We start from the raw sequence: 21,851 nt of genomic DNA, 5'->3' as shown, positions 1-21,851 counted from the left end.
GGGCAGTCGGCCGGGCCACGCCCCGCCGACTGCCCCGGGGCTATACGCCCACGGCGTCCCGGCCCGGGCCGTCCTCGGGCACCGGGAATCCCGGACCGGGGGCGCGCGTGCCCGTCATGAGCCGTTGGGCCTGGCTCGTCTCGGGCAGGCCGGCCTGGGCGAAGACCTCGTACGCCAGGCGGGCGTGGGTGTGGGCCTGCTCCCGCAGGTCGAGATGGGACTCGGTCCGGGCGAGGGCCAGCAGGGCGTAGCCGTGGTCGCGACTGTGCTCGGCGGTCTGCTCCAGCAGGTCCACCGACCGCTGCGCCTCGGCGAACGCCTCCGTCGGCCGCCCCGTGGCCAGCAGCGTCTCCGCACTGCGAAACCGGGCCCGCGCCTCGTGCCCGGTAAGCCGCACCCGCGCGGCCACGCTCAGGCACTGCCGGTAGGAGGCCAGCGCGTCCTCGTACCTCCCCAGCGCGTGCAGGGCCTGTCCGCGCACGCACAACGCGTGCGCGGTGTCGCGTTCACCGGCCAGTTCGCGCAACGCCACCAGCGCCTCGTCACACGCGCGTACCGCCTCCTCGGCGTGCCCGCCCCGGACCCGCACCAGAGCCGCGTTCAGCAAGCTCGTCAGTGCCCCGGACCGGTGACCCGCCGCGCGTGCCAGTTCAACGGCCCGGTCGAAGTGACCGACCGCGTCCTCGTAGCGGTGCTCGAACTTGGCGATGACACCGAGATCGTTGAAGTGCTGGTACAGGATGACCGTGTCCCCGGCGCGGTGTGAGGCCTCGGCGGCCCGTCCGGCCAGGTCCCCCGCCTCGGCCAGCCGTGTCGCCTGGAGCGCCTCGTTGCCGCACACGAACAAGGCGCGCCCCGCGGCCCGGTCGTCCCCCGCGGCCTCGGCCGCGTCGGCCACCGTCCGGGCGGTCGCGGCCAGCCGTGCGTACGGGACGTCCCGGCCGAACGCGCTGTAGGCGATCAGGAGATCGGCCGCCATGTTCAGCACGTCGGTTCCCGAGCCGGTCCGGTCGGCCGCCGCGAGCAGGAGCGTGTGGACCACCCCGTCGAACTCGGCCGCCATCCAGGCGCGGGCCTCCGTCACGTCCGTGAAGCGCGGACCCTCCGGGGCGCCCGGCATCAAAGTGGTGTGCACCGGATCGCCCGGGGCCATCCGCTGGAAGGCCGAGGAGGCCGCCCCCAGCAGATGGGCGAGCAGGCGCCGCATCATGACGGCCGTCCTCTCCGGGTCGGCCGGGCGGACCTGCAACGCGAAAACCCGCACCAGGTCGTGGTAGCGGTAACGGCCCGGCAGCGGGGACTCCACCAGCGCGGCGTCCACCAGCGACTCCAGTACGCGCTCCGTCTCCTCCTCGGCCATCCCCAGGGCCGCCGCCGCTCCCTCCAGGGAGATGCTCGACCGGGCGAAGGGCGCGAGCGACCGGAATACCGAGGCCTGCACCTCGGTGAGCTGGCCGTGGCCGAACTCGAAGGCGGCCGTGACGGACATGTCACCGGCCCGCAGCTCGCTCAGCCGACGCCGCTCATCGCCCAGCCTGGCCAGCAGGTCCGCCACCGACCAGCCGGGCCGGGCCGCCAGCCGGGCGGCCACGATGCGCACGGCCAGCGGAAGATGACCGCACGCGGCCACCAGCTCCCTGGCCGCCTCCGCCTCCCGGCAGACCTGCTCCTCACCGGTGATCCGCTGGAGCAGGGCCAGCGCCTCGTCCGGACTGAAGACCTCCAGGGGGACGTGCGCGAACGCGGAGAGCCCGGCGAGGTGGGGGCGGCTCGTGACGATCACCGCGCAGCCGGCGGAGCCCGGAAGCAGCTGCATGACCTGTGTCGCGTCCCGCGCGTCGTCGAGCAGCAACAGCACCTTGCGGTTGTCCAGCATGGTCCGGAACAGGCGGCCCCGGTCCTCCGGATCGCGCGGGATCTCCTGCCCCGGAACCCCCAGCGCCGCCAGGAAGCTCCCCAGCACCGCGCCGGGCTCGGCCGCGTCCACTCCCGTGCCCCGGAGATCGGCATGGAGCTGCCCCTCGGGAAAGTGCTCCTTGACCAGGTGCGCGACGTGCAGAGCCAAGGTGGTCTTGCCTATCCCGCCCATACCGCTGACGGCCGCCACCGCCAGCGCGTCGCGGCCGGGCAGCGTCAAGCCCGCGCACAGGTCGGCCACCAGCCCGGTCCGGCCGCTGAAATCGCCCACATCCGGAGGAAGCTGGGCCGGCCGTCGCAGGACGCGCACGGGGGGAGGCGTGATCTGCCGCGGCGACGGCTCGGCCACATCGTGGGCACAGGACGGGGCATCCAGGTCCGGATCATTGGCCAGGATCCGCTCGTGCAGATCGCGCAGCTCGGGCCCGGGGTCCAGCCCCAGCTCCTCATTCAGCACCTGCTGGGCTCGGGTGAACACCGCGAGCGCGTCGGCCTGCCGCCCGGACGCGTACAGCGCGCGCATCAGGTACCCGTGGGGCCGCTCCCGGAGCGGATGCTCCCAGGTGAAGGCGGTCAGATTCGGAATCACACTCTCGTGGCGGCCCATCAGCAGCTGCAGCCCGAACCGCCTTTCCTGGAGCATCAGATGCAGTTCCCGGAGCCGAGAGCGCTCACTGTCGGCGAACGGCCCCGGAATACCAGCCAACGGCTCCCCCCGCCACAACTCCACTGCCTCGTCGAGCAGCGCCGCACGCTCTTCCAGCCGCTCGGCGCCGTGAGCCTGGGCGGCGGCCGCCAGCTGCTCGGCGCGGTGCGCGTCCACCGCGGACGCCGGCACCGCCAGCTGGTATCCGTCACCGGCGGAGACCACCAGGTCGGAGCCGAGGCGCTGGCGCAGCCGCCACGCGTAGGTACGCAGGATCGTCACCGCGGACTCCGGGGGCCGCTGCCCCCACACGGCTCCGACCAGCTCATGCAGCGGCACCGCGAACCCCGCCCGCAACGCCAGCACGGCGAGCATGGCCTGCTGCTGTCGTGGCCCGGCCGGTACGTCCGCCCCGTTCACGCGGATCGACACAGCTCCGAGCACACTGAATTCAACGCCCTCCCCCACGGTCACGTTCCCCTCTCCTCACGGTGGTCGTCCGAAGGAACGACGTGAACAAGGCACCGTGATCATGTCCCGCGCCTCCGCGCCAGAGCAAGGAACGCCCGTCGACCGGAGAGGCGTACAAGACCGTTTCGGCCGCCCCCCCGACTGCCCTGCCAGGACAGGACACCGGCCAACCGGATATCGGATCCCGGCCGACGCACGCGCCGACCGACCCCGGAAACAGCAAAACCCCCAGGTCACGGCGAGTCCCGGGTGCGGGCCGGACGGAAGTGCCGGCTGCTCCCGGCCAGGCCGTGGAACAGGGCATCAGCCTCCACGACCGCCGCGCCGCCCGCCTCACGGGCTGGGCCGTGGTCCACGACCTGTGGGAGGAAGGGGACTCGCGGGTCCGCTTCATCGTGGGCTCGGTGGTCGTCTGCCTGCTGATACCGGGGATCGCCCCGTACTGACGGCATGTCATGATGCCCGCACATCCACCGGGCGAGGAGCTTGAGACGATGCTGACTGAGACGTCGGGCCGCACGGCCCAGGACCTTGCCGCCGAGCTTGAGGGCCTGCGGGGGGTGGACTGGGCATCTGTTTGGGCGGGTCCGCCGCAGGGCGGCTCCCCAGAATGCCGCACGTGGTGCGAGCGCTACGGGTGGGAGCCACTGACGGCCGACCGCAACCTGGCGGTGCGCAGCGGGGCCGGCGGCAGGTGGACCTTCGAAGCGGGCGGCAACTGGCATCCCGTACGCCGCCTGACCCACTGGGCGTGGCACCTCAAGGCAGACGAGGCGTCCGAGAACCCCGGTCTCTTGAGACGCGCGGCCGACGAATGGCCCGACTTCGTCAAGGCGGCCGAAAGTGTGCTGGGGCCTGCGGCATGGACCGGCCCCTGGGATGCACCAGACTTCCCGGAGCCGATGGAACCGGCGTTCTGGGAGAGCCGTGAATACCGCCTCGAGACCCGCACCCCCTACCGGATGGCGTACTGGAAGCCGGTGGGTGACCACCCCGGGCAGGCCCTCATCGTGCTGGCGCAGTCGGTGTCGTTCACAGCGTGGGCCACTGACACGCCGGGCGGTTCGCGGATCCAGCTGACCGTGAATGCCCCTGAAGGTTCACGGAGGACCCCGTGACCCCCGACGCTCCTCCGACCCCGGAGGAGATAGCCCGGGCCTTTGCCCTCCAGCAGGAACATGCCACGGCGGAACCACGTGACAGACAGTCCGGGGCCGCGATAGCCCGCAGGCTGTACGGCGACTACCTGTCGACGCTCGATCCGGAGGCGGAAGGTCCCAAGCCCGGTCTTGTGGACTTCATCGAGAAACTTGCGGCGAAGGAATCGGTCACCAACGCGGACCGCGGCCCCCATCGCGCGTTCTGGTCCTACGAGTCCGAGCTCGAGGGCGTGGACACACCCGTGCCCAATCGCTTCCTGGCCAAGGCGTGTGGCCGGTCGCGTGGTCTGCAGGTGCTGGAGGACACCCCCGCCGGACACCAGCTCAACGGCTATTTCCTCGGCAACGAATTCGTGGTGGATGCGCTCGCCCGACACTTCGACTTCGATCCGGAGGAACTGGACGCCGCTCACGGTGCCGCCTGGGACACCCTCTCGGACCGGTACGCCATCGCGACCAAGGGACTCGTGATCGGGTTCGCCGCCGACATCACCGCAGGCTCGGTCCTCGGCAAGACCGAGATGCCGGCCCTCCTCAAGAACACCGACGTCGGCAAGGAGGGCATCAAGTTCGCGACGCCGTTGCCTCGGCACGCACACCTTCCGCCCGACATCAACGCGTTCATGGCCGATCCCCCCATCCGCTGCCAACTGCGGATGGGGGACGACGACCCCGGGAAGTCCCCCGAGGAATTCGCCATGAAGTTGCACGCCATCGATGTCCCCGAGGACCAGAAGGACGCCCATGCGGCGATCGTCGACCGGCTGTCGACGGTCAACTCCTACGAGGAACTGAACCCGACGACCGCCAAGGCGAAGCGGAGGGAGCACATGAGTGCCTTCATACCCGGTGTGAACCTAGGCCACGGCATCATCCGCGCGCCCCGCAGCGTCCTCACCGGCCACGGAGTGAGCGAGCCCGCACCTCCCCAGATCGCGCCGACGTCCTCCGGGATCGAGCATTGACCGCGGGGTCTTGGGAGCCGCAGACGGCCGACCGCCAACTGGAGGTACAGACGGCCACCGGCGGTCGGCTGACCTTCGAGTCCGGTCGCTTCTGGAGCCTGTCCACTACGGGTGGCAGGTGAAATCCGGCTCCCCCGAGGAGAGCCCCGTCGTGCTCGACCTGACCACCGACCCTGGCCGGCGCGTGGGCCGGTTCCTGGAACGCCCCGGACTTCCCGGAGCCGCCCGCCCCCGCCTCTTGGAGTCGGCCGCCGCCCTTCGTGCCGGCCGGTAACTCAGAGCCAATCCCCGCTCCGGCGCTCGCGCATCTCATGCACGGGGTTCCAGGCTCCGGCCGCCACATGCCCCCGCACGTAGCGAAGAAAAAGCAAAAGCCCCAGGTCACGGCGAGTGAGTCCTGGGGCTTCTACAGAGCCGCCTTCGGGATTCGAACCCGAGACCTACGCATTACGAGTGCGTTGCTCTGGCCAACTGAGCTAAGGCGGCACCGCTGGGAAGACAAGAATTTCCTCGGAAGGACGCTCTCATCAGCAGCGGCGCCAAGTCTACAGGGTCAATCCGGGTGCCCCGAACCGGGTCGGGCCGGGGGTGTCAGCAGCGCTTGCCGTCCGCCGGGGGCCGGCCCTCGAGGAGGTAGAGGTTGATCGCCGTGTCGACGCAGTCGCTGCCGCGGCCGTACGCCGTGTGGCCGTCGCCGTCGTACGTGAGCAGCGTGCCCGAGTCGAGCTGGCCGGCCAGGGCCTGGGCCCACTTGTACGGGGTCGCCGGGTCGCGGGTCGTGCCGACCACCACGATCGGGGCCGCGCCCGCCGCCTTCAGCGGCTTCGCCGAGCCCGTGGCCTTCACCGGCCAGTACGCGCAGTTCAGCGAGGCCCAGGCCAGCCCCGCCCCGAAGACCGGGGAGGCCTTCTCGAAGGACGGCAGCGCGGCGTCCACCGCTTCGGGGCCGCTGAAGGCCGGCGGCTGGTCCAGGCAGTTCACGGCGGCGTTGGCGTACATGAGGTTCGCGTACGTGCCGTCCGCCTCGCGCTCGTAGTAGCTGTCGGCGAGGGCCAGCAGGCCGGCGCCGTCACCGTTCAGCGCGTCGGTGAGGGCCTCGCGCAGCTGCGGCCAGGCGCTCTCGTCGTACAGCGCCGCGATCACGCCCGTCGTGGCCAGGGCCTCGCCCAGCGGGCGCGCCGGGTCGCCCGAGGGGACCGGCTGGGCGTCGGCCTTGCGGAAGAACTCCTTCAGGCGCTCTGCCACCGTGTCGGGGCCGCCCTGGCCCAGCGGGCAGCCGGACTGCTTCGCGCAGTCCTTCGCGAAGGAGCGGAACGCGGTCTCGAAGCCCGCGGTCTGGTCGCGGTTCAGGTCGAGGGACGGCCGGGAGGGGTCCATCGCGCCGTCCAGGACCAGCCGGCCCACCCGGGCCGGGAAGAGGTCCGCGTAGGTGGCGCCGAGGAAGGTGCCGTACGAGGCTCCGACGTAGCTCAGCTTCTCGTCGCCCAGGACCGCGCGGAGCACGTCCATGTCCCGGGCGGCGTCCACGGTGGAGACGTGCGGCAGTACCCGCCGGGAGCGCGTCTCGCAGGCCGCCGCGAACTCCTTGAACGCGGCCACCAGGCGGGCCCGCTCCGCCTGGTCGTCCGGCGTCTGGTCCACCTGGGTGAAGCGGTCCATCGCCGGGCCGGTCAGGCACTCGACGGGGCTGCTGCGGGACACGCCGCGCGGGTCGAAGGACACCATGTCGTACTGGGCGCGCACGGGGGCCGGGTAGCCGATGCCCGCGTACGCCTGGAGGTAGCCGATGCCGGAACCGCCGGGGCCGCCGGGATTGACCAGCAGGGAGCCCAGCCGCTTGCCGGGGCCGGTGGCGGGGCGGCGGGCCACGGCGAGCTCGATGTCCTGGCCGGAGCCGGGGTCCGCGTAGTCCAGCGGCGCCTTCATGGTGGAGCACTGGAAGCCGGGGACACCGCAGTCCCGCCAGCTCAGCTTCTGGTCGTAGTACGGGCGCAGGGCGTCCGGGACGGTGGCGGGCTCGGCCGAGGCCGCCACCTCCGGCGGCCCCCCGGTGGTGCACCCGGAGATCAGCAGCCCGGCGGCTGCGATCACGGTTCCGGCGGTACGCAGCAGGCGCCTGGTGTCCATGCGGCGAGCGTACGTGCTGCGGGCGGCCCCCGTCCGGTGCGCGGAATCCGGGCGGACGCCCTCCGGCCGTGGGGGGGGGGGGGGCCCCCCCCGCCCCCCCCCCCCCCCCCCCCCCCCCGGCCGCCCCCCGGCGGGGCGGGGCGGGGGGGGGGCCCGGGGGGGGCGGGGCCCCCCCCGGGGGGGGGGGGGGGGGCGGGGGCGGGGGGGGGGGGGGGGGGCCCCCCGGGGGGGGGGGCGGGGGGGGGGGCGGCCCCCCGGGGGGGGGGGGGGGGCGGCCCCCCCCCCCCCCCCCGGCTCCCCCGGCGCCCGGCCGGGACCGCTCGTACGGGTGAACCGGGTCGGGTGCCGGCGCGCGGACGGTCAGCCCGCGCGCAGGGCCATCGTCATGGCCTCCACCGCGAGGAGCGGCGCCACGTTCCGGTCGAGGGCCTGCCGGCAGGCGATGACGGCCTCGATGCGCCGCAGCGTGCGCTCGGGGCCCGAGGCTCGGGCGATCCGGTCGAGGTCCGGGCGTATGTCCTCGTTGGCGATGGCGACGGCCGAGCCGAGCTGGAGGGCCAGCACGTCCCGGTAGAAGCCGATGAGGTCGGTCAGGGCGAGGTCGAGGCTGTCGCGCTGGGTCCTCGTACGGCGGCGCTTCTGGCGGTCCTCGAGCTCCTTCATCACCCCGGCGGTGCCGCGCGGCAGCCGGCCACCGGCGCCCGCTCCGGCGCCGAGCGCGGCCCTCAGGTCCTCGGTCTCCTTGGTGTCGACCTCTTCCGCGACCTGTTTGGCGTCCTCGGCGGCGGCGTCGACCAGTTCCTGCGCGGCCTTGAGGCAGGCGCCCACGTCGTCCACGCGCAGCGGGAGCTTCAGGACGGCGGCGCGGCGGGTCCTGGCGGCCTCGTCGGTGGCGAGCCGGCGGGCCCGGTCGATGTGGCCCTGGGTCGCGCGGGCGGCGGCCGCGGCGGCGGCCGGCTCCACGCCGTCCCGGCGTACCAGCACCTCGGCCACCGCCGCCACGGACGGGGTGGTCAGGGTCAGGTGCCGGCAGCGGGAGCGGATGGTGGGCAGCACGTCCTCCAGAGAGGGCGCGCACAGCAGCCACACCGTCCGCGGAGCGGGCTCCTCCACGGCCTTGAGGAGCACGTTCCCCGCGCCCTCGGTGAGCCGGTCGGCGTCTTCCAGGACGATGACCTGCCAGCGCCCCACGGCGGGCGAGAGCTGGGCGCGGCGGACCAGGTCGCGGGTCTCCTTCACGCCGATGGACAGGAGATCGGTACGGACGATCTCCACGTCGGCGTGGGTCCCGGCCATGGTGGTGTGGCAGCCGTCGCAGAATCCGCAGCCCGGCTCACCGCCGAGGGCCCGGTCCGGGCTGACGCACTGGAGGGCCGCGGCGAAGGCGCGGGCCGCGGTGGCCCGGCCGGAGCCGGGCGGGCCCGTGAAGAGCCAGGCGTGGGTCATCTTGGAAGTGGGCGGCGCCGCTTCCCCCTGCTCGACGGCGGTGACGAGGGCGTCGGCGTCGCGGGCGGCGGCGGCCAGCTGCGTCTGCACGCGCTCCTGACCGACCAGGTCTTCCCACACGGGCATGCCGCCCACCGCCTTTCACTCTCCGTGGATACTGCCTGCTCACATTGTGGCGCCTGCCACTGACAATCCCGCCCGCGCATGGTCCGCGATCACGGACCGTGAACCGTTCTCCTAGCCGCGACGGCGGCGGCGCGGACGGCCCCCGCCCGGGCCGTCGTGCCCGTCCTCGTCGTCGGGGCGCGGGCCCAGCAGCTCGTCCGCCAGCGTCGGCAGGTCGTCCATCGGGGTGGCCTCGGCCCAGTCGGACGGGGTCCGGCGCTCGCGGCCGTCGTCGCCGACGACGGGGAGCTCGCGGGTCACGTCGTTCCCGGAGTCCCGGAAGATGCCCGGCGGCACCCGGTCGGCCGGGGCCTCCTGCGAGTGCGGGGCCGTCGGCCGCTCCGCCGGACGGGTCCGCGCGGACGGGTCCGGACGGGCCGCGTCCTGACCGGGGCCGTCGGGCCGTACGGGGGGCAGGACCGCCGTCTCGTCCACGGGACGCGGGGCGCGCGGGTCGATCTTGGGCACCGGGACGGTCTGGGTCACGTCGTCGGGCCGCACGAACCGGCGGACCACCGGGGTCTCGACCGTGACGGCCTCGTCCGGCAGGGGCTCCTTGCGCATCACGACCTTGGGCGCGGGCGCTTCGGCAGCGGCGGGCTCCCGCGCGGCGGGCGCCTGGGCAGCGGCGGGCGCCTGCGCTGCCGCGGCCGCGGCCGCCGCGGCGGCCGACGCCTCCGCGAGCCGGCGCGCCTCCTCCGCCCGGAGCAGGGCCTCCTCGGCGCGGCGCTGCTTCTCCAGCCGCCGCTCCTCGGCCTCGGCGCGCAGCCGGGCCTCCTCCGCCTCCTGGAGCCGGATCCGCTCCCGTTCGGCGGCGCGCGCCCGCTCCTCGGCCTGTGCCCGCAGCCGCTCGGCCTCAGCCCGCGCCCGGGCCTCCTCCTCGGCCCTCAGCCGCTCCTCCTCCGCCCGGCGGGCCGCCTCGGCCTCGGCGCGCAGCCGGGCCTCCTCGGCCTCCCGGGCCAGCCGAGCCTCCTCCTCGGCCTTCAGCCGGGCTTCCTCCGCCTTGCGCGCGGCCTCCTCCTCGGCCCTGCGCCGGGCTTCCTCCTCCGCGAGCCGCCGGGCCTCGATCTGCGCGGCCACCTCGGCCTCGGAGAGCGGGAGCATCCGGTCCAGGCGGTGGCGTACGACGGTGGTCACCGAGCCGGGGTCCTGGCCGGCGTCGACGACGAGGTAGCGGCCGGGGTCGGCCGCGGCGAGCGTCAGGAAGCCGGCCCGCACCCGCTGGTGGAACTCCGTCGGCTCGGACTCCAGCCGGTCCGGCGCCTCCGTGAACCGCTCCCGGGCGGTCTCCGGGGACACGTCGAGCAGCACGGTCAGGTTCGGCACGAGACCGCCGGTGGCCCAGCGGGAGATACGGGCGATCTCGGTCGGGGACAGGTCGCGCCCGGCGCCCTGGTAGGCCACCGAGGAGTCGATGTACCGGTCGGTGATGACCACCGCACCGCGCTCCAGGGCGGGCCGGACGACCGTGTCGACGTGCTCCGCGCGGTCGGCGGCGTACAGCAGGGCCTCGGCGCGGTTCGACAGCCCGGCGGAGGAGATGTCCAGCAGGATCGAGCGGAGCCGCTTGCCGACGGGGGTGGCGCCGGGCTCCCGGGTCACGACGACTTCGTGGCCCTTGCTCCGTATCCAGTCGGCGAGCGCCTGCACCTGGGTGGACTTGCCGGCCCCGTCGCCGCCCTCCAGGGCGATGAAGAACCCGGTCGTGGCGGGGGCCTGTACGGGCTCCCCGCCGCGCAGCGCCTCGCGCAGGTCGCGGCGCAGCGGTACGCCCTTGCGGTCGTCGGCCTTGGCGAGGACCACCACCGCGACGGGCAGCAGCAGCACGCCGGCCAGCATCAGCGCGTAGGCGGCGCCGCCGTGCGCGAGGGCGACCTGGCCCCCGCCCAGCCGGTGCGGGCCGATCGCCGCGGCCAGCAGCGGGGCGGCGACCGCCCCGAGGGCGACGGCCACCCGGACCACGGCCTGGAGGTGCTCGGTGACCCGGGCCCGGCGAAACTCCTCGGTCTCCTGGTCGAGCAGGGTGTGCCCGGTGTTGGCGGCCACGCCCGCGGCGGTGCCCGCGAGCAGCGCCAGGAACAGGACGGTCGCCGTGTCCGGGACCAGCCCGGTCAGCAGCAGCGCGATGCCGGTCACCGCAATGGCCAGGGCCAGCAGCCGCCGTCGCGACAGCGCGGGCAGCACCTTGCCGGCCTGGGTGGCGCGGATCCCCAGGGCGGTACCGCCGACGAGGGCGAGCACCAGCAGGGCGTACGCGGACGGGCCGCCGCCCAGGTCGAAGGCGTGCAGCACGGAGACGGAGGCGGCGAGCGCGACGGCCGCGGCGACGGCGGCGCAGGCCACCACGAGCAGCCGGATCGCGCCCGTACGGCCCTTCTCGGGCCGGTCGCCCGCCCTGGGGGCCCGCAGGCCCTCCAGCGGGGATCGCGGCCTCGGGGTCTTGACCGCCGGCACCGCCAGCGGCACCAGCAGCGAGACGGACGCGGCGAACAGGCCGGCGGCGACGTACGAGCCCAGCGCCGCCTGGTTCGCGGCGAACCAGTCCACGCCCAGGCCCAGCGCCCGCCCGATCAGGGTCGCGGCGAGCAGCGCGGCGGCCGCCACGGGCATCGCCGCGAAGGCGGTGCGCAGCGTGAGCCGCCGCAGGGCGTCGAGGTGGTCCGGGAGGGGCCGTACGGTCGCCCCCTCCGGCGGCGGCGCCGGCAGCAGCGCGGGCGCGGCGCTCTCCTTGGCCAGGGTCCACACCCGCTCGGCGGCGCCGGAGACGAACACGGTGGCCAGCAGCGCGGTCGTGGCGTGCGCCGGGATCCAGTCGAGCCACAGCGGGGCGACGACGAACAGCCCGATCCGCAGCGCGTCGGCACCGGCCATCGTCCAGCGGCGGTCCAGCTTGCCTCCGGGGGCGGTGAGCTGGGCCAGCGGGCCCAGCAGGACCGCGCCGAACAGGACGGTGGCGAGGATCCGCACCCCGAACACGGCGGCGACGGCGAACGCCGCGCCGCGGTAGCCGCCGCCGAAGGGACTCTCCGTACCGGCCGTGACGGCCGCCTGGAGGGTCAGCAGTACCAGGACCAGCAGGGCGAGGGCGTCACCGATGCCGCTCACCAGCTGGGCACTCCACAGCCGGCGCAGCCCGGGGGTGCGCAGCAGGGCGCGCACCGCTCGCTCGCGGGAATCCGCGGCCAGGGCTTCGTCGTAGGGGGTGTTCTCGGAGTCGGTCACGACCGTCGGCTGCTCGGCTCGCGTCATCCGCCCAGCCTATCCGCTGCGCCCGGCCGCTGCGGAGGCCTGTGGACGACGCCGGGTTGTGACCCGCCACCCACCCTCCCGGGCAGCGTCCGCGCCGCCGTCGCGCCGACGCGGGCGGCAGGGGCGGACTGGGCGGGGAGCCGGGTACGCCGAGGGCCCCGCGCCCATCGCGCGGGGCCCTCGGCCTGCCCGCATGCGGGCGGCGACTACTCGTCCGCCGGGGCGGCCACCGCCTTCTTCGCGGCCGTCTTGGCCGTGGCGGTCGCCTTCTTGGCGGCGGTCGCCTTCTTGGCCGCCGTCGCCGTCGTCGCCTTCGCGGCCGTCGTCTTCTTCGCCGCGGTCTTCTTCGCGGTGGCGGTCTTCGTCGCCGTCGCCTTCTTCGCGGGGGCCTTCTTGGCCGGGGCCTTCTTCGCGGTCTTCTTCGCCGGGCCCTTTGCCCGCTTCTCCGCGAGCAGCTCGTAGCCCCGCTCCGGCGTGATCGTCTCGACGTCGTCGTCCCGCCGCAGCGTCGCGTTCGTCTCGCCGTCCGTCACGTACGGGCCGAAGCGGCCGTCCTTGACCACGACCGGCTTCTCGCTCACCGGGTCCGTGCCCAGCTCCTTCAGCGGCGGCTTGGCGGCGGCCCGGCCCCGCTGCTTCGGCTGCGCGTAGATCGCCAGGGCCTCGTCCAGGGTGATCGAGAACAGCTGGTCCTCGGTCTCCAGGGACCGCGAGTCCGTGCCCTTCTTCAGGTACGGGCCGTAGCGGCCGTTCTGCGCGGTGATCTCCACGCCCTCCGCGTCGGTGCCGACCACGCGCGGCAGCGACATCAGCTTGAGGGCGTCGTCGAGGGTGACCGTGTCCAGGGACATCGACTTGAAGAGGGAGGCCGTCCGCGGCTTGACCGCGTTCTTGCCGGTCTTCGGCGTGCCCTCGGGCAGGATCTCCGTGACGTACGGCCCGTAGCGGCCGTCCTTGGCGACGATCTCGTTGCCGCTGACCGGGTCGGTGCCGAGCTGGAACTCGCCGCTCGGCTTCGCGAACAGCTCCTGCGCGTACTCGACCGTCAGCTCGTCCGGCGCCAGGTCGTCCGGTACGTCGGCCCGCTGGTGGCCCTCCGCGTCCTTCTCGCCGCGCTCCACGTACGGGCCGTAGCGGCCGACGCGCAGCACGATGCCGTCGCCGACCGGGAAGGAGGAGATCTCCCGGGCGTCGATCGCGCCGAGGTCCGTGACCAGCTCCTTCAGGCCGCCGAGGTGGTCGCCGTCGGCCGGTACGACCTCCGAGGCCTCCTCCGAGCCGAAGTAGAAGCGCTTCAGCCACGGCACGGACTGGGCCTCGCCCCGCGCGATGCGGTCGAGGTCGTCCTCCATCTTGGCGGTGAAGTCGTAGTCGACGAGCCGCCCGAAGTGCGTCTCCAGCAGGTTGACCACGGCGAACGACAGGAAGGACGGCACGAGCGCCGTGCCCTTCTTGAAGACGTAGCCGCGGTCGAGGATCGTGCCGATGATCGACGCGTACGTCGACGGGCGGCCGATCTCCCGCTCCTCCAGCTCCTTGACCAGCGAGGCCTCGGTGTAGCGGGCCGGCGGCTTGGTGGAGTGGCCGTCGGCGGTGATCTCCTCGGCCGTCAGCGCGTCGCCCTCCGCGACCTGCGGCAGCCGGCGCTCGCGGTCGTCGAGCTCGGCGTTCGGGTCGTCCGCGCCCTCGACGTACGCCTTCATGAAGCCGTGGAAGGTGATCGTCTTGCCGGAGGCGCTGAACTCGGCGTCCCGCCCGTCCGCGGCGCGGCCGCCGATCTTCACGGTCACCGAGTTGCCGGTCGCGTCCTTCATCTGAGAAGCGACGGTCCGCTTCCAGATGAGCTCGTACAGGCGGAACTGGTCGCCGGTCAGGCCCGTCTCGGCGGGGGTGCGGAAACGATCACCTGAAGGCCGGATCGCCTCGTGCGCCTCCTGCGCGTTCTTGACCTTGCCCGCGTAGACGCGCGGCTTCTCCGGCAGGTAGTCGGCCCCGTAGAGCTGGGTGACCTGCGCCCGCGCCGCCGTCACCGCGGTGTCGGAGAGCGTGGTGGAGTCCGTACGCATGTAGGTGATGAAGCCGTTCTCGTACAGCTTCTGCGCCACCTGCATCGTCGCCTTCGCGCCGAAGCCGAGCTTGCGCGAGGCCTCCTGCTGGAGCGTCGTCGTGCGGAACGGGGCGTACGGGGAGCGGCGGTACGGCTTGGACTCGACCGAGCGGACGGCGAACGAGGTCTCGGCCAGCGCGGCGGCGAGCGCCCGCGCACCGGTCTCGTCGAGGTGCAGCACCTCGCTCTTGAGCTGCCCGTTCGGGCCGAAGTCACGGCCCTGCGCGACGCGCTTGCCGTCCACCGCGTTCAGGCGGGCGACCAGCGTCGACGGGTCGGACGCGTCACCGGCGCGGCCGGTGCCGAAGGTTCCGGTCAGGTCCCAGTACTCGGCCGAGCGGAAGGCGATGCGCTCTCGCTCGCGCTCGACGACGAGGCGGGTGGCCACGGACTGGACGCGGCCGGCCGACAGCCGCGGCATGACCTTCTTCCACAGCACCGGCGAGACCTCGTAGCCGTAGAGGCGGTCGAGGATGCGGCGGGTCTCCTGGGCGTCGACCATCCGCTGGTTCAGCTCGCGCGGGTTGGCGACGGCGTCGCGGATCGCGTCCTTGGTGATCTCGTGGAAAACCATCCGGTGGACGGGAACCTTGGGCTTGAGGACTTCCTGGAGGTGCCACGCGATGGCTTCGCCCTCGCGGTCCTCATCGGTGGCGAGGAAGAGTTCGTCGGACTCGGCGAGCAGGTCCTTGAGCTTCCTGACCTGCGCCTTCTTGTCCGCGTTGACGACGTAGATCGGCTGGAAGTCGTGTTCGACGTCCACGCCGAGACGGCGGACCTCACCTGTGTACTTGTCGGGGACCTCGGCCGCGCCGTTGGGGAGGTCGCGAATGTGCCCGACGCTCGCCTCGACGACGTATCCCGGGCCGAGGTAGCCCTTGATCGTCTTCGCCTTGGCAGGGGACTCGACGATGACGAGTCGGCGGCCGCCCTTTGCGGTCTCGCTAGTCGGGGACAACTTGGCTCTTCTCTCCGGTCGGCACTCGGTCGCGGTACGGCGACGCTGCGGAGTGTGACGGTACAACCCGCCCCCGTGTCAAACGGCAGAAGCCCGCAACGGCCACTCGAACGGTAACCCGACAAGTGCCATTTCTGCCGCCCGGATGCCGCGCCGGGACCCTCGCGGTCACCGGGCAGGGTGGCCGGGGGGCCGTCTGGCCCCGCACCGGAACCCGTCCCGACGTCGGGTTTCACACCCCGGCGGAGATCGTCCCCGGCGCCCGCTTCAGAACCGCTGGAGACACCAGACGCCGAGGGCCACTGAGCCCGCCCCGGCCAGTACGGCCACCGGTACGGCCGCCCCGGGGCGCGCGCCTTCGGCCACCGGCGCGCCGTGCCGGGTCCGCGCCCCCGTCCAGGCCAGCAGGGCGGCCCCGAACAGCAGGAACACGGCCGCCGCGAAGACCGCCGGACCGCGTTCCATGCCGTTCCCCTTTTCCCCCGGGCCGCCCGGGGATCCCCCCGGATCCCCGCTGCCCGGGAGCCTGCCAGCCGAGGGGGTACGGCGGGCGAACCCCGGGTTACATCACGGTGCCGGAGGGGCGCCGGCTACCGGGCCGGACCCTGCACGGGCTCCAGGAACCCCTGCTCCACCAGCATCCGGATCGCGTCCGGAGTCCGGTCCCGCAGGACGACCGGGTCCTCCTCCACCAGCTGCGCGATCGCGTCGAGGATCCGGCCCGCGCTGAGTGAGCCGTCACACACCCCGGCGAAGCCCGCGCCGACCGTGTCCACCTTGGTGGCGCGGCGCATCCCCCGGTTCTGCCGCAGCACCACGTGCTCGGGGTCCTCCGCGCCCGGCGCGCCGACCTGCTCCTGGACGACCTCCGCGGTCAGCTGGAAGTAACCCGCCAGCAGGGCCGCGTCGTCGTGGTCGCGCAGGTAGTCCTGGCGGGCGAAGTGCGCGAGGACGGTGTCGCCGAGCGGCTGCTCCACCGAATGCGGCCACTCCTCGATCACGATCGAGGGCTCGGCCGCGTCCGAGCGGCGCAGCGTGATCCAGCCGAAGCCGACGGCCTTGGTCTTGCGGGCCTCGAACTCGTCCAGCCAGTCCTCGTACCGCGCCGCGTACTCGGCCGGGTCGCCGCGGTGGTCGCCCGCGTCGCGCAGCCACAGCTCGGCGTACTGCGTGACGTCCTGCACGTCACGCTGCACGATCCAGGCGTCGCAGCCGCGCGGCACCCAGGAGCGGACCCGGTCGCGCCAGTCCTCCCCCTCCACGTGCTGCCAGTTGCCGAGGAACTGCGCGTACCCGCCCGGGTTGAGGTGGGCACCCGCCTCCTGGACCAGGGTCCGGCACAGGTCGTCACCGCCCATGCCGCCGTCCCGGTACGTGAGCCGCGCGCCGGGCGAGATCACGAAGGGCGGGTTCGACACGATCAGGTCGTACGTGGCCTCGCCCACGGGCTCGAACAGCGAGCCGGCGAGCAGTTCGGCCTGCGGCGCCCCGGAGAGCGCCAGCGTCAAACGGGTGAATTCCAGGGCGCGCGGGTTGACGTCGGTCGCGGTGACCCGGGTGGCGTGCTGGGCGGCGTGCAGCGCCTGGATCCCGGATCCGGTGCCGAGGTCGAGCGCCGAGGCGACGGGGAGGCGCACGGTGATCCCGGCCAGGGTGGTGGAGGCACCGCCGACGCCGAGCACCACGCCCTCCTCACGGCTGCCGATCCCGCCGGCGCCGCCGACCGCGCAGCCGAGGTCCGAGACGATGAACCAGTCCTCGCCGTCGGGCCCGCCGTACGGGCGCACGTCGACGGTGGCGTGGACCTCGTCGCCCTCCCGGCGCAGCCAGCCGTCGGCGACGGCGGCCTCGACGGGCAGCGCGGCGGCGGCGTGCACGTACGGCTCCGGCTGCTGGAGCAGGAACAGCCGGATCAGAGCCGCGAGCGCCTCGTCACCCGCCCCGCGGGTGGCCCGCAGGGCGGGGACCGTCTCGCTGCGGGCCAGCGCGGCGTAGGCGGGGGCTCCGAGCAGGTCGAGCAGTCCGTCGGCGGTGAATCCCGCGGCGAGGAAGGCCTCGCGGAGCTCGGCGGCGCGGTCGGGCTTGGGAAGGCTGGTGGTACTCACCCGACCATTGTGGCCGCTGGGACCGGCGATCCGTATGAGCCCCCGCGCGCGGGACACGAACTGCCGGCGCCGTGGACCCGCCTGCTCGACCGCCGCGGCCCCGGCGAGCCCGGAGACGGCCGGCCTCGGCCGCGCGGGGTGCCCGGCCGCCCGCGCCGCGCACGGCCCGGGGGCGGGTACGGCGCGCGCGACGCGGGGTGGCCTGAAATCGCGCCGGTCAGCCGTTGGCGGGCGTCTTGACCTGGCAACCCTTCTGGCTGTAGATCACCTTGAGTCCACTCGAATTGAGCTTCTCCTTGGCCGCCGTCTCGTTCGCCGCGACCTCGGTGAGTCCGCCGGCGACCTCCTGGAGACCGTCCGCGAACTTGCCCTGGTCCTTGGGGTCGAGCGCGTCGATCTTCGTCTTGAGATCGGTGTACCGCTTGGAGATCTCGCCGTAGCTCTTGACCACGGAATCCGCCGCGGCCTTGCCGTCCTTGACGGGGGGTTCGCCCTCCGCCGTCAAGGCACCGCCCATGGTCTTGTAGGCGTCGGAGAGGGTCTGGAAGGCGGCCGAGTCGGTCTTCTGGACCTCCTCGGGCTTGCTGCTCTGGGTGGCCACGCGCTTCAGCTCGTCGTTGGTCGTCTTGATCTTGGTGAGCTCTGGCTCCCACTTGTCGCAGACCTTCTTGGCCCAGGCGTCGGCCTTCTTGTCGCCGTCGTCCCCACCGCCGCAGCCGGACAGGACGAGCATCAGTACCGCACCGCCGGACACCGCGGCCGCAAGCTTCTTGTTCACCGGATTGGTCCCTTCGAAGGCTCTCGGCCGGAAGATACACGCCTGCCAACAGCGCATGCGCAAAGGCGGACGGACGGCGCGTCAGTCCGCGCCGCCCGTCCGCCGTTCGGGCGCATCTTCGAGCCGGGCCGGCCCGCGAGTGCCGCGGGAACCGGCCTCAGGGGCCCTGGAGCGTCAGGAGACCACCGCCGGGCCGGCCGGCTGGGCCACCCGTTCGGTGCTCGCGCTCCCCGTGTCGTCACCGACGGCGATGCCGCGGCGCTTGGAGATGTACACCGCGCCGACGATCACCGTGAGGGCGATCACCGCGACGACGGCCCGCACCACCGGGCTGGTGTCCGGGCCGTAGCTGAACTGCACGACCGCCGGGGCGATCAGCAGGGCCACCAGGTTCATGACCTTCAGCAGCGGGTTGATGGCCGGGCCGGCGGTGTCCTTGAAGGGGTCGCCGACGGTGTCGCCGATGACGACCGCGGCATGGGCCTCGCTGCCCTTGCCGCCGTGGTGGCCGTCCTCGACGAGCTTCTTCGCGTTGTCCCACGCCCCGCCGGAGTTGGCGAGGAACACCGCCATCAGGGTGCCGGTGCCGATGGCCCCCGCCAGGAAGGAGCCGAGCGCGCCGACGCCGAGGGTGAAACCGACCGCGATCGGGGTCAGCACGGCGAGCAGGCCGGGCGTGGCGAGCTCCCGCAGCGCGTCCTTGGTGCAGATGTCCACGACGCGGCCGTACTCGGGCTTCTCCGAGTAGTCCATGATCCCGGGGTGCTCGCGGAACTGGCGGCGCACCTCGTAGACGACGGCGCCCGCGGAACGGGAGACGGCGTTGATGGCCAGGCCCGAGAAGAGGAACACGACGGCCGCGCCGAGGATCAGGCCGACGAGGTTGTTGGGCTGGGCGATGTCGAGGCTGAGGTTCATCTCCCCGGCCTTGGCTCCGACCTCCTTCACCGCGCCCGTGATGGCGTCGTTGTACGAGCCGAAGAGCGCGGACGCGGCGAGGACCGCGGTGGCGATGGCGATGCCCTTGGTGATGGCCTTGGTGGTGTTGCCGACGGCGTCCAGGTCGGTGAGGACCTGGGCACCCGCGCCCTCGACGTCACCGGACATCTCCGCGATGCCCTGCGCGTTGTCCGAGACGGGGCCGAAGGTGTCCATGGCCACGATGACGCCGACGGTGGTGAGCAGGCCGGTGCCCGCCAGGGCCACCGCGAAGAGCGCCAGCATGATCGACGTGCCGCCGAGCAGGAAGGCCCCGTAGACGCCGAGGCCGATGAGGAGCGCCGTGTAGACGGCGGACTCGAGACCGACGGAGATGCCGGCGAGGACCACGGTGGCGGGGCCCGTCAGCGAGGACTTGCCGATGTCCCGGACGGGGCGGCGGTTGGTCTCGGTGAAGTAGCCGGTCAGCTGCTGGATCAGGGCCGCGAGCACGATGCCGATGGCGACGGCGACGACGGCCAGGACGCGCGGGTCCCCGCTGTGGTTGGCGATGGCGGCGTCCTCGACGCCGACGAGCTCCTTGTAGGTGGCCGGGAGGTAGCTGTAGACGGCGATGGCCACGAGCACGAGGGAGATCACGGCGGAGATGAAGAAGCCCCGGTTGATCGCGGTCATGCCGCTGCGGTCGGAGCGGCGCGGGGCGACCGCGAAGATGCCGATCATGGCGGTGATGACGCCGATGGCGGGCACGATCAGCGGGAAGGCCAGGCCCAGGTCGCCGAAGGCGGCCTTGCCGAGGATGAGCGCGGCCACGAGGGTGACGGCGTAGGACTCGAAGAGGTCGGCCGCCATCCCCGCGCAGTCGCCGACGTTGTCGCCCACATTGTCGGCGATGGTCGCGGCATTGCGCGGATCGTCCTCCGGAATGCCCTGTTCGACCTTGCCGACCAGGTCGGCGCCGACGTCGGCGGCCTTGGTGAAGATGCCGCCGCCCACGCGCATGAACATCGCGATCAGGGCGGCGCCGAGACCGAAGCCCTCGAGGACCTTGGGGGCGTCCGCGGCGTAGACCAGGACGACGCAGGAAGCGCCGAGCAGGCCCAGTCCGACCGTGAACATGCCGACCACGCCACCGGTGCGGAAGGCGATCTTCATGGCCTTGTGGGCCACGTCGGTCAGGTCCTTGGCGGGTTCGCCCTCGGCGGGAGTGGCCTCGCGGGCGGCCGCGGCGACGCGGACGTTGGCGCGGACCGCGAGGCGCATGCCGATGTAGCCGGTGGCGGCCGAGAAGACGGCCCCGACGAGGAAGAAGGCGGAACGTCCCGCGCGCTGCGTCCAGTCGTCGGCGGGGAGCAGGAAGAGCAGGAAGAAGACCACCACGGCGAAGACGCCGAGGGTGCGCAACTGGCGGCCGAGATAGGCGTTGGCGCCTTCCTGCACGGCTGCGGCGATCTTCTTCATGTTGTCGGTGCCCTCGTCGGCGGCGAGGACCTGGCGGACCAGGATCTGCGCGACGACGAGCGCGGCCAGGGCTACGCCCGCGATGACGAACACGATGATGCGGTTGTCATCAGTGAGTACCGCGGCTGCCAGATCATGGGCGTGATCCGGAGCGATAGGGGTGAAGAGCCCCGTCATTCGTCCTCCTTGACGTGATGAGCTCAAGATGTGGACGGATTGTAGGGAGCGGGACCTGATCAAAACAGTGCGCGTCAAACGGAATTGGCGGACTCTGGCTCCTCAGCAATAGATCACGTCACTCCATTACCCTCGAAAGAGGTAACGGGACAAAGGCATTGACGATTGATCAGCGATCTAGAGAATTTTCCCGGAAAACGAAAAAGGCCCTGCTCAGCAGGGCCTTGGCAAAGATCAGAAGAAATTGATGAAGATCGGAAGATAGGGCGGGAACGGTCCTACGGAAGCGGGGGCACCGCCGTGACGGGCCAGCTCATCCGGATCGTCCCGCCCGATTCGCCACTGGTCACGGAGACGTCGTCGACGAGCCCGCTGATCACCGCGAGACCCATCTCGTCCTCCTCTTCCGTGTCCGGGTCGAGGACGGCGGCGATGCCCGGCACCGACTCGGCGGAGCCGCCGGCCGGTCCGGGCACCTCGTCGCCGACCTCGATGGAGAACGACTTCTCCTCCTCGGTCAGCACGACGCGCACGGGCGCGGTCAGGCCGTTGCTGCGGTGCAGTCCGACGGCACGCGAACAGGCCTCCCCCACGGCGAGGCGCACCTCGTCGAGTACGGCTTCCTCCACCCCCGCCCGGCGCGCCACGGCGGCCGCGACGAGGCGGGCCGTCCTGACGTGTTCGGGCTGGGCGCTGAAGCGCAGTTCAACGGTGGCCATGTGCGTCCCCCTCGGACTACGGGCGTGCCTTGACAGGGGCCCGGACCGTCCACGGCCCGGCACCCCCGCTCCTGGACGGCTCCTCGGTATCCGGAGCCGTACGTCAGTCGGTGGCCTGGACGGCGTCCTCCACCGTGGTGTGGATCGGGAACACCTTGGTCAGACCGGTGATCCGGAAGATCTTCAGGATGCGCTCCTGGTTGCAGACCAGACGCAGCGAGCCCTCGTGCGCGCGCACGCGCTTGAGGCCTCCCACGAGCACACCGAGGCCGGTGGAGTCGAGGAAGTCCACTCGCTCCATGTCGACAACCAAGTGGTAGCTGCCGTCGTTCACCAACTCCACCAACTGCTCGCGCAGCTTGGGCGCGGTATACACATCAATCTCGCCACCGACCTCTACGACCGTGCGGTCGCCGACAGTGCGAGTCGACAGGGACAGGTCCACGGATCCTCCAGCACCT

General features: G+C 72.8%; 14 protein-coding genes and 1 tRNA gene. 3 read left to right on the top strand and 12 right to left on the bottom strand.

Annotated features, from left to right (window positions below; all coding sequences use genetic code 11):
- Window positions 1-40: 40 nt before the first annotated feature.
- The gene (locus tag ACFY7H_RS05785) at window positions 41-2,995 is read right to left on the bottom strand and encodes a BTAD domain-containing putative transcriptional regulator (protein ID WP_388933543.1); all 2,955 of its coding nucleotides are present in this window, start codon (window positions 2,993-2,995) and stop codon (window positions 41-43) included.
- Window positions 2,996-3,300: 305 nt separating this feature from the next.
- On the opposite strand from ACFY7H_RS05785, the gene ACFY7H_RS05780 reads away from it, so the two are divergent.
- The 3 genes from ACFY7H_RS05780 to ACFY7H_RS05770 are packed head-to-tail and all read left to right on the top strand — an operon-like array spanning window position 3,301 to window position 5,159.
- Complete coding sequence (locus tag ACFY7H_RS05780; protein ID WP_388933541.1) at window positions 3,301-3,480, top strand: hypothetical protein; 180 nt, start codon at window positions 3,301-3,303, stop codon at window positions 3,478-3,480.
- Window positions 3,481-3,528: 48 nt separating this feature from the next.
- Complete coding sequence (locus ACFY7H_RS05775; protein WP_388933538.1) at window positions 3,529-4,152, top strand: hypothetical protein; 624 nt, start codon at window positions 3,529-3,531, stop codon at window positions 4,150-4,152.
- Window positions 4,149-5,159, top strand: a complete 1,011-nt coding sequence (locus tag ACFY7H_RS05770) for a hypothetical protein (RefSeq protein WP_388933535.1) — start codon at window positions 4,149-4,151, stop codon at window positions 5,157-5,159. The genes ACFY7H_RS05775 and ACFY7H_RS05770 overlap by 4 nt, the downstream gene beginning before the upstream one ends.
- Window positions 5,160-5,571: 412 nt before the next feature.
- Here ACFY7H_RS05770 and ACFY7H_RS05765 read toward each other — a convergent pair.
- The 11 genes from ACFY7H_RS05765 to bldG all read right to left on the bottom strand — a co-directional run bounded on the left by ACFY7H_RS05765 (window position 5,572) and on the right by bldG (window position 21,835).
- Window positions 5,572-5,645: transfer RNA gene (locus ACFY7H_RS05765), tRNA-Thr, on the bottom strand.
- Window positions 5,646-5,750: 105 nt separating this feature from the next.
- Window positions 5,751-7,286, bottom strand: a complete 1,536-nt coding sequence (locus ACFY7H_RS05760) for an alpha/beta hydrolase (RefSeq protein ID WP_388933532.1) — start codon at window positions 7,284-7,286, stop codon at window positions 5,751-5,753.
- Between the two features lie 360 nt (window positions 7,287-7,646).
- Window positions 7,647-8,858, bottom strand: coding sequence for a DNA polymerase III subunit delta' (locus ACFY7H_RS05755; protein ID WP_388933529.1), 1,212 nt, complete (start codon window positions 8,856-8,858; stop codon window positions 7,647-7,649).
- A gap of 111 nt (window positions 8,859-8,969) precedes the next feature.
- On the bottom strand, window positions 8,970-12,146 hold the full coding sequence (gene tmk / locus ACFY7H_RS05750; protein ID WP_388933526.1) for a dTMP kinase: 3,177 nt from the start codon (window positions 12,144-12,146) through the stop codon (window positions 8,970-8,972).
- A gap of 206 nt (window positions 12,147-12,352) precedes the next feature.
- Window positions 12,353-15,211 carry a type I DNA topoisomerase gene (gene topA / locus ACFY7H_RS05745; protein WP_388933524.1) on the bottom strand — a complete coding sequence of 953 codons (2,859 nt, stop codon included), beginning with the start codon at window positions 15,209-15,211 and terminating at the stop codon, window positions 12,353-12,355.
- Between the two features lie 267 nt (window positions 15,212-15,478).
- The gene (locus ACFY7H_RS05740; RefSeq protein ID WP_388933522.1) at window positions 15,479-15,676 is read right to left on the bottom strand and encodes a hypothetical protein; all 198 of its coding nucleotides are present in this window, start codon (window positions 15,674-15,676) and stop codon (window positions 15,479-15,481) included.
- Between the two features lie 125 nt (window positions 15,677-15,801).
- Window positions 15,802-17,316, bottom strand: coding sequence for a methyltransferase (locus ACFY7H_RS05735; RefSeq protein ID WP_388933520.1), 1,515 nt, complete (start codon window positions 17,314-17,316; stop codon window positions 15,802-15,804).
- Between the two features lie 217 nt (window positions 17,317-17,533).
- Complete coding sequence (locus tag ACFY7H_RS05730; RefSeq protein ID WP_388933518.1) at window positions 17,534-18,094, bottom strand: small secreted protein; 561 nt, start codon at window positions 18,092-18,094, stop codon at window positions 17,534-17,536.
- A gap of 174 nt (window positions 18,095-18,268) precedes the next feature.
- Window positions 18,269-20,671, bottom strand: a complete 2,403-nt coding sequence (locus ACFY7H_RS05725) for a sodium-translocating pyrophosphatase (protein ID WP_388933516.1) — start codon at window positions 20,669-20,671, stop codon at window positions 18,269-18,271.
- Between the two features lie 278 nt (window positions 20,672-20,949).
- On the bottom strand, window positions 20,950-21,390 hold the full coding sequence (locus ACFY7H_RS05720; RefSeq protein ID WP_388933513.1) for an ATP-binding protein: 441 nt from the start codon (window positions 21,388-21,390) through the stop codon (window positions 20,950-20,952).
- Window positions 21,391-21,493: 103 nt separating this feature from the next.
- A complete protein-coding gene (gene bldG, locus ACFY7H_RS05715) occupies window positions 21,494-21,835 on the bottom strand; it encodes an anti-sigma factor antagonist BldG (RefSeq protein ID WP_361602310.1) in 342 nt (113 codons plus the stop codon).
- Window positions 21,836-21,851: the final 16 nt, after the last annotated feature.

The organism is Streptomyces sp. NPDC012794 (genome assembly GCF_042901085.1).
GTDB lineage: Bacteria > Actinomycetota > Actinomycetes > Streptomycetales > Streptomycetaceae > Streptomyces.
This window is presented reverse-complemented; position numbering and strand designations above follow the sequence as displayed.